Here is a 15,535-nt window from a genome sequence, read left to right on the forward strand (position 1 = left end):
GAAGAGAGAAGAGGGAGCATCTCTTTTTTGTCATTAATCATTGGGCATTGGGCGAAGCGAAGCGGAGGGATTGGGCGAAGCGAAGCGGAGGGATTGGGCATTAGGGCATTAGTCATTAGGCATTCAGTCGGTCAACTGTCAACTGTCAACTGTCAATGACTTGCGAGCTGAGAAAAGCACTACAAATGCTTTGCGCGCTCGATACTTCCTGGAAAGATGCCAGAGAGAAGAAGGCTCGCTTCGGCTACGCTGGCTGACAAGTCGCTCAGGATAAAAAGAAGGAAGAAAAAATTAGGATTTACTTATCGTCGCGAGATAGAAAAAAGAGAGACGTTCACAAATTCCTTAAGGATTGCTATTGAGAGCCTCTCAGTTTTGTCTTTATAGTGCTGTCCCCGATCGCCCGGGCTTTGTCTAACCCGTGCGATGGGGGACATCACTCACATAAAAAAATGCTCTTTATAAAAATGAGATGCTCCCTTACTATTTAAGCTAGTTTATCATTTTTCAACTCGATTTCTATCTCAAAGTGATGTTTATTTTCACCATAAAGAATTGGTTGAAAACCTCTCCCTTTGAGAGAGAAATTAAAATCATAATATTCATTACTCCAATCCTCTTCCTTCTAGTTAGAGGTCGCTCTCAAACTGTCAACTGTCAACTGTCAACTGTTGAACGAGTTATCTGATAAATATGTCCTACAGAACCTTCACTTTCCAACAATTAAAAGAGCGGTTTGGATTGGAGATGTCACTCAGTCCAATTTTGAGTGCCAAAATTATTCCTTTAGAACCATCCCAATGGCTTTGGAGAGCTCTCGAAATTAGTTCTAACACTGCTGTAACAACAGCAAAAGAACGTTCGGAACGGATTATTTCTCCTATTTTGTTAGAATTTAGAGAAAAAAATCACAGACAATTTTCTGTTTTTTCCGGTTGGGCATTTGATGTAGATGTTTCTCAGGGATTGCATGGAGAATGCGACTTTCTACTGTCTGGGACACCGTTGAATTTTGAAATTAAAGTTCCATTTTTTGCACTTAGAGAAACAAAAGGCGGAGAAATAGAATCTTGTCTGCCGCAGTGTGCTGCACAAATGGTGGCGGCTCAGCTATTTAACGAACGCCAAAAAAACTCAATCCCTGCCGTATTTGGCTGTGTAACTTCGGGGGTTGTCTGGCGGTTTCTTAAATTAAAAGGAAATAATTTAATTATTGATGATGATGTTTATTATCTCGATAATCTTCCTCTAATTTTAGGGGTTTTGCAAAAAATTGTTAATTTATACAAATAATCTATAGCCTTTCTCACTAACATGAGGTACGCATAGGGCATGGGGCATGGGGCATGGGGCATGGGGCATAGGGCATAGGGCATAGGGCATAGGCATCGCAGGCATACCTCACTTTTTTGAGAACCGCTATAATTACTATCCTAAAATAGGTTTGTAGTGAGGACTTCAGTCCTTCTCTATTTTTGAGGAATCAAGTCCTAACGATCGCACTAAATTAATTATTCAATCGAAAATAAAACAAGATGAAAGTACCAACGATCGCACTAACTCCCGAACAAACAGCGCTAACTCCCATTTATCGCGAAAAGTGGCGGCAAATTGGACTGTCGATCGCACCACTCGATCGCCCGATCGCGACAGCCGCCATCAACACCGCCTACAACATCATCGGCTTGGGCGAACCGGAAATTATTTTCTGTGACAGCCCTTACATAGCTTTGGAAGCTCTTGAACGGCTAAGGATACGCGATTCGGGTCTGGAAACTGGTAGCGAAATTCGAGACAAAATTCATAATGAATTGTACGATACATTAAGAAGTCAACTCGACCGGAAACTGGAAAATCAGATTTACAGCCAACTCTATAACCCGCTATATGCTCAACTGATAAGTCAATTCCAAATTCACGTTAAAGACGAAGTTTATGCCAAATTAGCAAAGAAGTTGGGCAGCAGATTTCACCAATTTTTTGTCAATATAACCTATAATAATAACTGGATCTTATCCGAACTTTCGGCCTGTCACGGAAGTTGGGTAGATTTTTGTATTGAGGTGTTAGGATTGGAGTGCGATCGCTCTTTGTACTCAGCCTTTAAAGCCTTAGTCGAAAACTGCGGCTGGATTTACCCGTTTGAGAAAAAGTGCTTTGTGTGCGATCGCCCGCGAAGAATTAATTTTGACAGCGAATATTTGCTCCACGCTTTATGTCAGCCCGCCATCGAATTTGCTGACAACTTCAGAGTATACTCTTATCGTGGCGTGCTGTTACCCGAAAGCATCGGTCAAGTTGCGCCGGAGTCTTGGGAGGCTTCATGGCTGCTAAGAGAAAAGAATGCGGAAGTGCGGCGAGTGTTGATTGGGGCGATCGGCTATCCGAAAATTTGTCAAGAATTGCAAGCAATAGAATTGGATACTTGGCAAGAATATACTTTGTTGAAAATTGAGAATGATGTTGACATAGAGCCAATATTTTTGTTGAAGATGACTTGTCCGAGTACGGGACACATTCACGCTTTGCGAGTGCCGCCAAAAGTGCTAACGGCTAAAGAAGCAATTAGCTGGGTAAATTGGGGAATAGCACCCGAAAAATTTCAAGTGCAAACGTGATATTGTGTGCGATCGATTAACCAGCCGTTCGTAGTGCGGACTGAAGTCCGCGGTATTTTGCGGACTGAAGTCCGCACTACAAACCTTACTACAAACCTTTTTTTATGATGGTAATCGATCGCACGCGATCGGACAAAAAAGTTGAGTGTTTGGAGTGCGAGTTTGGAGTTTAGGAACGAAAAGTTAATAACTTATACATATTTGTGGGATGGGCGTCCCGCCCGTCTTTTCGGGACGGGCGGGACGCCCATCCCACAATAATAGACCTCTTGCAAAAATAGTTAGGACGGGCTAGAAGCCCATCCCACAAAAATCTTTTTTCTTGTGGGATGGGCTTCTAGCCCGTCCCAAAATTTAATTAAAATTGTAAGTTATTTAATTCTCATTCCTTAAAGAATCGCAGCCCCGCCTTCATCAGCATTCTGCAAAACTTCAGAAAAATTAAAAAATAATGTAGATTTACTGCCTGGGCTTGGTACTATGTATTCTGGCAGCTAAAACCACCAACTTCAAATAGACATGAGCCAGCATTCAGACCGCATTGCCCCTCACGGCGGCATCCTGGTCAACCGCATTGCTACACTAGACCAAAGACAGGAATTTTTCGACAAAGCAGAGTCCCTGCCGCGAGTCCAGCTTTCGGATCGATCGATCTCTGACTTGCAAATGATCGCGATCGGCGCCTTCAGTCCTCTCAAAGGGTTCATGGTAGAAGCTGATTATCGATCGGTAGTCAAAGAAATGCGCCTCTCCAACGGCCTCCCCTGGTCGATTCCCATCACCCTTTCAGTCAGCGAAGCAGTCGCCGACACCCTCACCGAAGGCGCCTTAGTCCGCCTCGACTCCCCGGCTGGTGAATTTGCCGGTATCTTGGAACTTGCAGAAAAATACCGCTACAGCAAAGAAGAAGAAGCCCTCAACGTCTACCGTACCGACGATCTCAAACACCCGGGCGTTCAAGTAGTAGACCAATCCGGGTCAGTGAACCTCGCAGGCGAAGTTTGGCTGCTGGAACGCGAACTAGATGCGCGGTTTCCGCAATATCAAATTGACCCGGCGAAATCGAGAATACTGTTCAAAGAAAAAGGATGGAAAACCATAGTCGGTTTCCAAACCCGAAACCCCATCCACCGGGCCCACGAATACATCCAAAAATGCGCCTTAGAAACAGTAGACGGATTATTTTTGCACCCGTTAGTCGGGACAACTAAAGATGATGATATCCCTGCTGACGTGCGGATGCGCTGCTACGAAATCCTGCTAGATAAATACTATCCAAAAGATCGCGTAATCTTGGCAATTAATCCGGCGGCTATGCGCTACGCCGGCCCCAGAGAAGCAATTTTTCACGCTTTAATTCGCAAAAACTACGGCTGCACTCACTTTATTGTCGGGCGCGATCACGCTGGAGTTGGCGATTATTACGGCACCTTCGACGCCCAACACATTTTTGACGAGTTCGAGCCTTCTGAATTGGGAATTGTGCCGATGAAATTCGAGCACGCTTTCTATTGCAAGGTGACGGAACAAATGGGTACAACTAAAACAAGTCCCAGCACTCCGGAACAGCGGGTGCATTTGTCGGGAACCAAAGTGCGCGAGATGCTGCGCGCTGGAAAATTGCCACCACCGCAGTTTTCTCGACCCGAAGTCGCCGCCGAATTGGCGAAGGCTATGAATATTTTTAGTTACGAGATTTAAGTCTTGAACTTTGGTATTGGTGGCATTCTGAATAGTTTTGAGTTGGGGGTTTTGAGTTTTAAATTGTAAAATTTAAGCTTGAAACTCAAAAGTTAAAACTTAGAAGTTATGGGATCATCTCAGTTTTGCATTTAATAGTGCTGTCCCCGCTCGCGTATCGTAATAATACGCGAGCGGGGACAGCACTATAAGAAAAAAATGCTTTTTACAAAAATGAGATGCTCCCGAAGTTATAGCCTTTCGAGATCTCATATGAGGTACGACTGGGAATAGGGAATAGGCCTGCGCCGGCAAAACCCGCAAAACCGGGCATTAGGGCATACCTCACTTTTTTGAGAACCGCTATATCTTAAGAATTAACAGTCAGCATCTACTGGATTCCAGGGTTTTGAGATTTGCGACGCATCCTACTAATGTTGTATAAGTTTTCAGAATTGGTATAAGTCACAATCTAATGAAAGCCCCTAAAATTAGAGAGGGGTATTTAACTTGAAATTCAAAACATAAAATTCAAAACTCTTTAAAAATGGGACTCAAGCGGCGGGAATTTTTGCAGCAAGCTGGCCGGGTGCTGGCCGCCATCGGAATCAGCGAGGCTGGATGGTTGCGGTTGGGATCGCGCTACTTGGAAGCTTTAGCCCAGCCAACAGCGCGTAAATTGGCTTTGTTGGTGGGGGTTGACCAATATCCAGATTCGCCCCTACACGGCTGTGTGACGGATGTGGAATTGCAGCGGGAATTGCTGGTATATCGGTTTGGGTTTGCGCCGTCGGATATTCTGACTTTGACTGATGCTGGCGCTACCAGGGACAATATCGAGACGGCTTTTGTAACTCATTTGAGGGAACAAGCAAAACCGGGTGATGTGGTGGTTTTTCACTTTAGCGGCTGCGGTAGTCGAGTTAGTGTTGGAGACTCTCCGGCAAAAATGCAAAACAGTTTAGTACCTGCTGATGACGTGGTACCGCTGTTAGAAAATCGATCGGTCAACGATATTTTAGAGGAAACGGTGTTGCAGTTGGTACGATCGCTCGCCACAGAAAATGCGATCGCCATCCTCGACACCAGTCACACCTACCCGGGTTTCCTCAAAAACGGCAACTTTCGCATCCGTTCCCGTCCGCGCCCCACCATCGGGCAGCCAAGCCTCGCAGAATTAACGTTTGCCGAAGGTCTCCAGTCAGGCAAAAACAATGGTTCTGCGATCGCCCTGCTGAGTGCGGCCGCCAATTCCCAAATCGCCGGGGAACAAGAATGGAACGGATTTACTGCGGGTTTGTTTACCTACGCCCTCACCCAAAGTCTGTGGTTAGCGACTCCGGCTAGCAGTTTCAGCGTCAGTTTTAGTCGGGCGGCGGGCGCAGTCGAGCAAATAGCGGGATTATCGCAGCAACCGCAAATTCGCCCTGACAATTTAACAACCGCACCGGCGCTGAATTTTGCCACAAGTTTAATGTTAAATTCCGCTGCTGCTGACGGGGCTGTGACGGCGGTGGAAGATGGCGGCAAAACTGTGCAGTTGTGGCTGGGCGGGTTGTCGGCTGGGGTTTTGGAGTGCTGCGAGGGCTCGGTGTTTGCTGTGGATTCGTCGGTTAAATCGATCGACAGCGATTCCCTAGAGAATAGCAACTATACTTCACGACTGTTGCTGCGATCGCGCACCGGTTTGTCTGCAAAAGCTCAAATTTTAGATAAGCTCGATCGTACAAAAGGGCAATTAACAGCCGGCGATTTGGTGAGGGAAGAAATTCGGGTATTGCCGCGAAACATCGGTTTGACAGTAGCTTTAGACTCTGGTTTGGAACGAATCGAGCGGGTGGATGCTACCAGTGCTTTCGCGACTGTACCGCAAGTTTCAGCCGTAGGGAGCGAGCAACCGGCTGACTTTCGGTTCGGGAGAGTCTCTGAAACCATTGTCGCTCAGACTCCTGCGGCTTACGAGCCTGCTTTGTATCAAGGCCGCTACGGTTTGTTTTCTGTCAGCCAAATGCTGATTCCCGACACTCAGGGCGACGGGGGAGAAGCCGTTAAGGTGGCGGTGCAGCGGTTGATTCCGCAGTTGAAAGCTTTACAGGCGGGGAAGTTGCTGCGGCTGACTGTCAATGAGACATCTTCGCGGCTGAAGGTGCGGGCGGTTTTGGCAACTCTAGCGCCGCAAGCCCGGGTGATGGTGCAGCGGGAGTCGGTGCGGGCGAGTGGTGATTACCGGTTGGAACCCCTGAGCGCTCCAAGCGAGAAATCGAGTAACTTGGGTATACTAAGTTTGCCGATCGGCAGCCGAATTCAATATAGATTATATAACGAGAGCGATCGCCCGGTTTATGCTGCGGTGTTTTCCTCGGATACCGCTGGACGGTTGTTGGCGATGAATTATCAGGCTGAAAGTGATGCTGGTGCGATGTCAATGGCGATCGCCCCTGGGGATAATTTGAGCGTGCCAGCGGCTGGGGCTTTGGGCTTGGCGGTGTCTGGGGCTGTGGGTTTGGCGGAAACCTTGATTATAGTTAGTGAGAATTCGTTCGATCGCACTTTGGCTGCAATAGCAGCGGAAATGCAGCAAACAAGGGATACTTTGCCGGTGATGTTGTTGAATCCTTTAAATGTGGCGCGGGCTGTGTTGGAAGATTTGCACGTGGCTAGTATTCCGGGCGTGCAGAAACTGGGGATATCGACGGATGATTTGGCTTTGGATGTGAATGTTTGGGCGACTTTAAGTTTTGTTTATCGGGTAGTTTAATTTTGGGAATGGGTAATTGGGAATGGGTAATTGGGAATGCTTGCTGCGGGAGCATCTCATTGTTGCAAAAAATATTTTTTATTGTAGTGCGAGCGTCCTCGCTCGCGAGGTGTATAATACTCGCGAGCGAGGACGCTCGCACTATAAATGAAAAACTGAGATGCTCCCCTTGCTGCAACTATCCGAGTATGAAATCGATATTGACTTCCCAATCAGGAAATGCTAGAGGCGAAACTTGTTGACCGCGCCAAAACTTTTGGATTAAACTGTAACCGTTGGGTGTTGGCTGGCGGTATACTTCTAAGCATTGTGCTTCTAAATCTACTAGCCAAACCTCTGCAATTTGCGATCGCGCGTAAATGGGAACTTTCACATCTCGATCGTAATCCACCGTACTATCAGATACTTCTATCAACAGCAAAACTTCTGATGGTGTAGGATGTGCCGTTGAATAATAATCAGCACGGGGTTGTAGAAATACTACATCAGGTTGAGGTTCAGTGCGATCGGTCAACTGAACAGGATTTTGGATAGCAATAATCGCTCTTGTTTCGGGAATTGCAGCCGAGAGTCTGTTGAGGCGGTTGACACATCCGGCGTGGCGAGTTCCAATGGCTGCCATTTGTACAAGTTCTCCTTCGATCAATTCTACGCGATCGCCCTGGGGAAAAATACCAGCTTTACCCATTAAATGATATTCTTCTACGGTGAGCAATCTTTTGATTAATTGCACTGCCATAACTACCGTGCCTCTAATTATATTTATTAAATTGTAGTCGATCGAAGGAAGAAGGAAGGAAGAAGGAAGAAGGAAGAAGGCGCTTCTGGTTTAATATCAAATCCACTCTTCATCCTCCTGTATTAATCTCTCTATTCTCTCTCTGTGTCCTCTGCGCCCTAGTAAGGTTAAATCATTCCGATGCAACCATAAACGATATATAGCGGTTCTCAAAAAAGTAAGGTACGTTGTTGGGCTTGGGCCCTCTGAGAGTAGTGATTATATACTAAGCGAGGTGGCATCAAAAACTCCATTTACATTCATCATCTTTCTGATAAATGCTATAACTGGTTCGTTCTGGTAACGAGTACAAAGAAGACGGGCGGTAAAAACCGCCGTGTCATCTAATAACAAATTAAGATATAGCCTTTCTCAAAAAGATGAGGTATAATTGACAGCTTATATAACCGCTTAAACGTATAGGGCCCAAGCCCAACAACATACCTCATCTTTCTGAGAACCGCTATATGACTGACAGCTTACATAACCGCTTAAACTAAGAGGGCTGAAGCCCAACAACGTACCTCATCTGTCTGACAACTGCTATTGATAAACTTTTTCTACCAGTTGAGCCAAACGTTTCATCGCAGTTTCAATCTCATCATTTGTCGCAGTCAAACTAATTCGCAAACACTCGTGCTTGTGCTGCCAATCTTCCCGCAAACCGGGGAAGAAAGAACTTCCCGGTACCACAATCACGCCGACTTTTTTCAATTCTTGATACATTTCCCAATCAGTCATTGGCAAATCTTTGAGCCACAACCAGGCAAAGATTGCTCCTTCGCCTCGGTGCAAGAACCATGGCAAATCCTTCGGCATTGCGTGTTCTAGCGTGCTTTCAACTACTGCAAATTTGCTTTGATAGTACGGGCGAATTACGTTGAGGGAAATGTCGGCTAGGGCGCCGGACTTAATGGCCCTAGCTGCGATCGCCTGTCCGTATCTCGGCGAGTGAATGCACATATTGGTCTGAAAAGATTCTAATATTTGAATAATTCCTTCATCGCCGATCGCAATTCCGATTCTTTCACCCGGTAATCCGGCCTTCGACAAACTCATGCAGTGGACGATATTGCCGCCGAAAATCGGCTTCATTTCGGTAAAGTTCAAGGCGGGGAAGGGAGGCCCGTAGGCGGAATCGACTAACACCGGCACGTCGAAAGCGGCTGCTAAATTGGCTATTTTCTGCACTTCGTCGTCGGTGAGGACGTTGCCGGTGGGGTTGCAGGGACGGGAAAAGATGACGCAACCGCTGGTTTCATCAATGGAAAGTTGGCTGAAATCCGGGCGATATTTGAATCGGTGGGCGGCTGCATCAATATCTAGCGTGGGTTTGCAGGCGATGACTGCTTCGGGAATTAGGCTGACGCCGCCGTAACCGGTGTAGTCTGGGCTTAACGGAAGGACGATCGACTTTAGGTTGCGGATTTGAGATTTCGGATCGGAAGTGTCGGCGACTGGTGTGGTGTAGCCTCCGAAAGCGTTGGCTGCGTAGAAGTAGATTGATTGACTTCCGGGAGTAATTAGGATGTTGCGATCGGTCAAATTGAGGTTGTAACGCTGGTTAAAATCGGCCAATACTGCATCGATAAACGGCTGATAACCTTGGCTGGAACCGTAGCGACAAACGACTTCGCCGTATTCGGGACTCGATAAAAGTTCCGCAGTGCAATCGCGCCACAATTGCTCGACTTCCGGCAAAATCACCGGATTTCCGGCGCTCAAATTGATAAATTCCTGCCCGTGGCCGGCTCTGAGTGTTTCTATAATATCTTTCATAATTGCCCGAACTCCTGTGAGTTGGGACATTTGAGTGCCAAATTGTGTGAGGGCAGGGTTCATGATGCGGCGAGGATGATAGAGGTTGATGGTTTATTTATGATAGCTGTTGTGCGATCGGGTCAAGACTTGTTTATCGATCGGGTATTATGTGATTGCGAGGAACGAAGCGATCGCAGCATCTGTTTTTGATGGGTTTTGCGTAGGATTGAGGGCGTGGTTTTGTTCGATCGCGCGATCGAACAATATTTTTTGCTTAGTTTCCGTGAACCGGTAGCTGTTAAAATAGGGGTATGAAATTTTTTGGCTCAAACTCATGTTCCGCAAGGATTTGATGCCCCTCTTCTGAAAAAACGATTCACGGAAAGTCTGGAAGCTTTACAGGATAACGTTTTGGAGTGAGTATGAAAAATTGGGGATTGACAAGCCGAAGGCTAGAATGGTACTTTAGTTTTAGATTCACGGAACTGCACCTTGAAAACCAAATACAGCAAGGCTTCTGGAGCGGGCGGCCGGAAAACCCATAAATCCCTATCAGGGATTGAAACCGGGATGTAGTAAGCAAGGCAATTTCCGGCGCTGGCGCGCCGGAAAACCCATAAATCCCTATCAGGGATTGAAACAAATCCCCGCAACCACCGCATTAAAGCTGGTATTCATTACGCCGGAAAACCCATAAATCCCTATCAGGGATTGAAACGATACTGCATTCTAGAAGTAATTCGGAAACTTCTCGCCGGAAGCCGGAAAACCCATAAATCCCTATCAGGGATTGAAACTCTTGATAATTGCCCCATTCAACAAAACTCACAGCAGCCGGAAAACCCATAAATCCCTATCAGGGATTGAAACGCAAATTCTGATTCACTAGCCCAAATAGCTTGAAGGCCGGAAAACCCATAAATCCCTATCAGGGATTGAAACGGGGCAAAAGTTTGCTGATGCTTCAGCACGGGTTGAGCCGGAAAACCCATAAATCCCTATCAGGGATTGAAACTTTGAGAATCTTAATTTCTCCTTGCCCTGCCTCTGAGTGCCGGAAAACCCATAAATCCCTATCAGGGATTGAAACTCGGGTGCGGTGCCGGTGGCGGGCCGGTGCAATTTCTGCCGGAAAACCCATAAATCCCTATCAGGGATTGAAACAAAGGCAACACTCCCCAGCGCCACCAATGGGGCGGTGCCGGAAAACCCATAAATCCCTATCAGGGATTGAAACTCGTTTGCAAGGTAGGACGGCAGCGGTTTCCTTGCCGGAAAACCCATAAATCCCTATCAGGGATTGAAACTGAGCCTTCCCCCTACTTACTGAGCAACCCACGCTTTGCCCACAAGCCGGAAAACCCATAAATCCCTATCAGGGATTGAAACCCATCTGATGCAGCAACGAAACAACCGGGCTTAAGCCGGAAAACCCATAAATCCCTATCAGGGATTGAAACCGATCGCCAATATGATGAAATTGAAGCTTTAAAGCCGGAAAACCCATAAATCCCTATCAGGGATTGAAACGAACTTTCGCACCCGCCGTATTTTTGAAGACAATTTGCGCCGGAAAACCCATAAATCCCTATCAGGGATTGAAACTACACGGACTACCTTTCGCAAGTCTGATACCGCACCGCCGGAAAACCCATAAATCCCTATCAGGGATTGAAACCTAGCCCCCGATTCTTTATGTAGGTCACCATCACTACACCGCCGGAAAACCCATAAATCCCTATCAGGGATTGAAACTTTAGCTTATTCTGAGTCCAGATTTGAGCCAAAATCTGGCTTGCCGGAAAACCCATAAATCCCTATCAGGGATTGAAACTCTCCTGGATGCACAGTATAAATTTGCCCCCTTGATAGCCGGAAAACCCATAAATCCCTATCAGGGATTGAAACAGGCATTTAAGAATATTCCTCCTACTTCTCACCCTAGCCGGAAAACCCATAAATCCCTATCAGGGATTGAAACTAGTACCAGCCGCTTATCCATTAAAGATGCGGTCTCAGCCGGAAAACCCATAAATCCCTATCAGGGATTGAAACGCACTTTTTCATTTTTCTATTCCTTTTTCAATGTTCGGCCGGAAAACCCATAAATCCCTATCAGGGATTGAAACATTTTCAGTGTGGATAGCAACAACCCGATCGACTCCGCCGGAAAACCCATAAATCCCTATCAGGGATTGAAACCCCAATGAATACCTTCTAAGAGCTTACTTTGCTGCCGGAAAACCCATAAATCCCTATCAGGGATTGAAACCTTTGCCAAAGAACATTGTTTTAAATTACGAATCTCGCCGGAAAACCCATAAATCCCTATCAGGGATTGAAACTCCGAAATGGGCTATGAATTGATGAAGAGTGATAGCGCCGGAAAACCCATAAATCCCTATCAGGGATTGAAACTTCACGTAAACCGCCAAAGCAGCGACTTTGTGTTGCCGGAAAACCCATAAATCCCTATCAGGGATTGAAACTTGATCGTCCCCTGCACTACCGATGGAATTGCCATAAGTGCCGGAAAACCCATAAATCCCTATCAGGGATTGAAACACGATTTTGACTATACTTTCTTGACCATGTGGGAGCCGGAAAACCCATAAATCCCTATCAGGGATTGAAACATTGACGTTGAGGCTGTGTCCGAGATGCCGAGTTGGACTGAATCGATTCAAAGCCGGAAAACCCATAAATCCCTATCAGGGATTGAAACCTTCCTCCTCAATATCCTGCTCTTCCTTCCTTTCTTTCGCCGGAAAACCCATAAATCCCTATCAGGGATTGAAACCTCGAATTTCAACTCTCTAAGTTAGTCGGCGAGCCGGAAAACCCATAAATCCCTATCAGGGATTGAAACGCTAAATAAAAAAGCAGTAAAAATTGCATCACGCTTAAGCCGGAAAACCCATATTTCCCTGTCTAGGGCTTGAAACGGCGGTAAAACGTAAGCCCCCGCGAGAAAACCGCAAAATCCCGATCGCGAATCCAAACCAGATTAAAATAATCGAGTCAACTTGACTTGATTTTTTAATTCCCATGCGTATTTGGCAAGCCGATTTCTACCGCCGCCCTCTCCGAGACGAAACCGGCAAACCATTGTGGGAACTCCTCATCTGCGACTCCGCACAAACATTTCAATTTAGCGCCCTTTGCCGGCAGTCGGAAGCCAACTCCCATTGGCTAGCCGCCCAATTCCAGCAAGTTCAAACCCAGAAATTGCCCGACATCATCCAAGTATTTAGACCTCAATCTCTCAGTTTAATCGAAGCAGCGGGCAAAGTTTTGGGCGTCAAAGTAGAAGCAACTCGGCGCACCGCCGCCCTCAAAACCCTGCTGCAACAACGCGATCGAGAATATTCCAGTCTGCCTAATTATACTAATGAAGCTTATCGGGCGATCGACCTAGAAACTCCTCCACCCATCCCCCTACCCGAAAATCTCTGGGGCGATACCTGGCGTTTTGCATCCCTATCGGCGGGCGACATCCTAGAAGCCATCCAAGGGCGTCCCATCCCCATCTTAGAAATGCCCGAATTGCTATTACCCCTGAACTTGGGTTTAGCCTCAACAGTACCCGTACCCGGAGTAGTAATTGACGGCGGGCGACAGTCAATGCGCCTAGCTAGATGGCTTCAGGAAGCCAAACCCTTCGCCTTGAACTATATCGCCGGAGCTCCCGACGGATTGATATTGGAAGCTGGATTAGCCGATCGATGGGTTGTCGCCACCTTTGAAGATAGCGAAGTAAAAGCCGCCGCCGAAACTTACCAACAGCGCAAACAATCGAGTAAAGGATTGCATTTTCTCTTAGTCCAGCCCGATGATAGCGGCATGACTTATACAGGCTTTTGGCTGCTAAATTTTAATTAATAATACCAATCCTAAATCTTTAAGGTACGTTGTTGGGCTTCAGCCCTCTTTAGATATATAGATAAAGAGCGCTGAAGCGCAACAACGTACCTTTTTCTATTGACAATAAATTTTTGAGAAACAAACCAAACATTTATTGTGTAGCAATCTTTTTCCAAAAATCGTATTAAATGCGGTACAGCTTACAAGCATGAAAAAAATTTGCTAAGCACCAAATTTTGTGGTGCCGAGCAAAACAGAGGTTGTTTCCTCAAATCTTGTCGGTGCGTCGCTACGAGATTTTGAATCTTTTTTAGGGATTATTCATAGCGACACACCCTACAAACACTTTTGGCTGCTAAATTTTAACTCGCAATAGTTAATGCCGAATCCTGGACATCCGCAGCCAGTAAAACTTTAACAAAACGATCGCCCTTTCTAGCTGCGGACAAATGAAACTATCCGAGATTATCTTATTTTTTATTTCAAAATTCGATCGCCAAAATCAGATGATCTCCCGAAAATAACTGCCAGCAGATACAGACTGAAGCACCCTTTTTAAAAGTCTATCTATTCCACAACCAGAATCAATCCATCTTGGATGCCCTGATGCACTCGGTTAATCTGACACCGATCCTTTTCGTTGAGACGGTTTGTCGAAAGCATTGCAGACTTCAGCAGCCGCCTGTCGAGAGGCGTAATTTGGCGGAAAGCAAAGATTCGTTGGACGATCGCCTCGATCGCGATCTTAGGTACGCTAGCAGAACTGACTGTCATTTTTTTAACACCCTGAAAATAGATAACAGAACCCTGTACCTTTATTTTTAAAGATTTTGTAAAGATACATTGTGATTAAGATCATACATATCTTGTGACAAAACAGTGTATAAACGATCGCAATCGCTATAAAAATTAAATTATTTTAACGCAAACTTAACAATAGCTCGATAGAATCAATGTTGTAAAACTGAGGCAGAGGGTAAAATGGCACAGGCAAAAATCGGCATTATCGGCGGCAGCGGTTTGTATAAAATGGAAGCCCTCAAGGATGTTGAAGAGGTAAAAATCGATACACCTTTTGGCGCGCCATCTGATGCAGCCATTGTGGGAACCTTAGACGGTACGCCCGTTGCATTTTTGGCCAGACACGGCCGCAATCACACTTATTTGCCCTCGGAAGTCCCCTATCGGGCAAATATCTATGCCATGAAGAGTCTAGGAGTTGAGTATTTAATCTCAGCGTCGGCGGTTGGTTCCCTAAAAACAGAGGCCAAACCTTTAGATATGGTAGTGCCAGATCAGTTTATCGATCGCACAAAAAATCGAGCTTCTACATTTTTCGGAGAAGGAATAGTCGGTCACATCACCTTCGGCGATCCGATTTGCGGCGAATTGGCTAAAGTGTTGGTAAGCGCGATCGAATCCTTGAACCTCGCCGACGTTTCCCTGCATCGCGGCGGCACCTACGTCTGCATGGAAGGCCCCGCATTTTCCACCAAAGCAGAATCAAATCTTTACCGCAGTTGGGATGCGACAGTCATCGGGATGACTAATTTACCCGAAGCAAAATTAGCCAGAGAAGCAGAGATTGCCTACGCAACTTTAGCATTAGTTACCGATTACGACTGCTGGCATGAAGAACACGACAGCGTAACAGTAGAAATGGTAATCGCCAACTTACACCGCAATGCCGAAAATGCCCAAAAAGTAATTCAAGAAACAGTCCGCAGATTAACAGAAAATCCTCCAGTTTCTGAGGCACATTCAGCTTTGAAATATGCAATTCTGACTCCACTGGACAAAGTACCTCCCGCAACTAAGGAGAAAATGGGTTTGCTATTGCAGAAATATTTGTAGGTTCCTAAAAGTTCTACAAAACCTGGTTTCTCGCTACTTACAAAGTCTGGGTGTACGCTAATCTCAGAAACCGGGTTTCTTCCCTTATTTTTCGTACTTCACTGAAATTATTCGTAGAAACCCGGTTTCTCGCTACTTACAAAGTCTGGGTGTACGCTAATCTCAGAAACCGGGTTTCTTCCCTTATTTTTCGTACTTCACTGAAAATATTCGTAGAAACCC

The 15,535-nt window shown here is 46.1% G+C and carries 10 protein-coding genes and 1 CRISPR repeat array; of the genes, 6 read left to right on the forward strand and 4 right to left on the reverse strand.

The features are described from left to right. The first annotated feature begins 747 nt into the window (after positions 1-747). The 4 genes from JGK07_RS12075 (at position 748) to JGK07_RS12090 (ending at position 7,056) form a co-directional block, all read left to right on the forward strand. Entirely contained in the window at positions 748-1,293 is a 546-nt protein-coding gene (locus JGK07_RS12075) for a hypothetical protein (RefSeq protein ID WP_293178481.1), read from the forward strand. Positions 1,294-1,535: 242 nt separating this feature from the next. Beyond that, positions 1,536-2,618, forward strand: coding sequence for a DUF6745 domain-containing protein (locus JGK07_RS12080; RefSeq protein ID WP_293189892.1), 1,083 nt, complete (start codon positions 1,536-1,538; stop codon positions 2,616-2,618). 519 nt (positions 2,619-3,137) lie between these two features. Then, positions 3,138-4,319, forward strand: a complete 1,182-nt coding sequence (sat, locus tag JGK07_RS12085) for a sulfate adenylyltransferase (protein WP_293183433.1) — start codon at positions 3,138-3,140, stop codon at positions 4,317-4,319. 526 nt (positions 4,320-4,845) lie between these two features. Then, on the forward strand, positions 4,846-7,056 hold the full coding sequence (locus JGK07_RS12090) for a caspase family protein (RefSeq protein ID WP_293242693.1): 2,211 nt from the start codon (positions 4,846-4,848) through the stop codon (positions 7,054-7,056). Between the two features lie 178 nt (positions 7,057-7,234). Here the strand turns inward: JGK07_RS12090 and JGK07_RS12095 are convergent, their stop codons facing one another. The 3 genes from JGK07_RS12095 to JGK07_RS12105 form a co-directional block, all read right to left on the reverse strand. Then, complete coding sequence (locus JGK07_RS12095) at positions 7,235-7,795, reverse strand: Uma2 family endonuclease (RefSeq protein WP_293183437.1); 561 nt, start codon at positions 7,793-7,795, stop codon at positions 7,235-7,237. 582 nt (positions 7,796-8,377) lie between these two features. Further along, positions 8,378-9,676, reverse strand: coding sequence for a valine--pyruvate transaminase (locus JGK07_RS12100; protein WP_293216172.1), 1,299 nt, complete (start codon positions 9,674-9,676; stop codon positions 8,378-8,380). Between the two features lie 84 nt (positions 9,677-9,760). Then, a complete protein-coding gene (locus JGK07_RS12105) occupies positions 9,761-9,925 on the reverse strand; it encodes a hypothetical protein (RefSeq protein WP_293216170.1) in 165 nt (54 codons plus the stop codon). A 199-nt stretch (positions 9,926-10,124) separates the two neighbouring features. Next, a CRISPR array of direct repeats spans positions 10,125-12,539; the repeat unit is 37 nt; unit sequence GCCGGAAAACCCATAAATCCCTATCAGGGATTGAAAC. A 104-nt stretch (positions 12,540-12,643) separates the two neighbouring features. On the opposite strand from JGK07_RS12105, the gene JGK07_RS12110 reads away from it, so the two are divergent. Further along, positions 12,644-13,477, forward strand: a complete 834-nt coding sequence (locus tag JGK07_RS12110; protein WP_293183443.1) for a Tab2/Atab2 family RNA-binding protein — start codon at positions 12,644-12,646, stop codon at positions 13,475-13,477. Positions 13,478-14,026: 549 nt separating this feature from the next. Here JGK07_RS12110 and JGK07_RS12115 read toward each other — a convergent pair. Beyond that, positions 14,027-14,233, reverse strand: coding sequence for a hypothetical protein (locus JGK07_RS12115; RefSeq protein ID WP_293149903.1), 207 nt, complete (start codon positions 14,231-14,233; stop codon positions 14,027-14,029). A 207-nt stretch (positions 14,234-14,440) separates the two neighbouring features. On the opposite strand from JGK07_RS12115, the gene JGK07_RS12120 reads away from it, so the two are divergent. Continuing rightward, positions 14,441-15,313: an S-methyl-5'-thioadenosine phosphorylase gene (locus JGK07_RS12120; protein WP_293189903.1), complete on the forward strand. Its 873-nt coding sequence runs from the start codon at positions 14,441-14,443 to the stop codon at positions 15,311-15,313. The last annotated feature ends 222 nt before the right edge of the window (positions 15,314-15,535 follow it).

The organism is Microcoleus sp. PH2017_24_DOB_U_A (assembly GCF_020738205.1).
Taxonomy (GTDB): Bacteria; Cyanobacteriota; Cyanobacteriia; order Cyanobacteriales; family Microcoleaceae; genus Microcoleus.

Excerpts from the sequence above, each read along its gene's own strand:
- JGK07_RS12075 (WP_293178481.1), top strand. The coding sequence starts at position 748 with ATGTCACTCAGTCCAATTTTGAGTGCCAAAATTATTCCTTTAGAACCA.
- JGK07_RS12120 (WP_293189903.1), top strand. The coding sequence starts at position 14,441 with ATGGCACAGGCAAAAATCGGCATTATCGGCGGCAGCGGTTTGTATAAA.
- JGK07_RS12090 (WP_293242693.1), top strand. The coding sequence starts at position 4,846 with ATGGGACTCAAGCGGCGGGAATTTTTGCAGCAAGCTGGCCGGGTGCTG.
- JGK07_RS12080 (WP_293189892.1), top strand. The coding sequence starts at position 1,536 with ATGAAAGTACCAACGATCGCACTAACTCCCGAACAAACAGCGCTAACT.
- sat (WP_293183433.1), top strand. The coding sequence starts at position 3,138 with ATGAGCCAGCATTCAGACCGCATTGCCCCTCACGGCGGCATCCTGGTC.
- JGK07_RS12115 (WP_293149903.1), bottom strand. The coding sequence starts at position 14,233 with ATGACAGTCAGTTCTGCTAGCGTACCTAAGATCGCGATCGAGGCGATC.
- JGK07_RS12110 (WP_293183443.1), top strand. The coding sequence starts at position 12,644 with ATGCGTATTTGGCAAGCCGATTTCTACCGCCGCCCTCTCCGAGACGAA.
- JGK07_RS12100 (WP_293216172.1), bottom strand. The coding sequence starts at position 9,676 with ATGAACCCTGCCCTCACACAATTTGGCACTCAAATGTCCCAACTCACA.
- JGK07_RS12095 (WP_293183437.1), bottom strand. The coding sequence starts at position 7,795 with ATGGCAGTGCAATTAATCAAAAGATTGCTCACCGTAGAAGAATATCAT.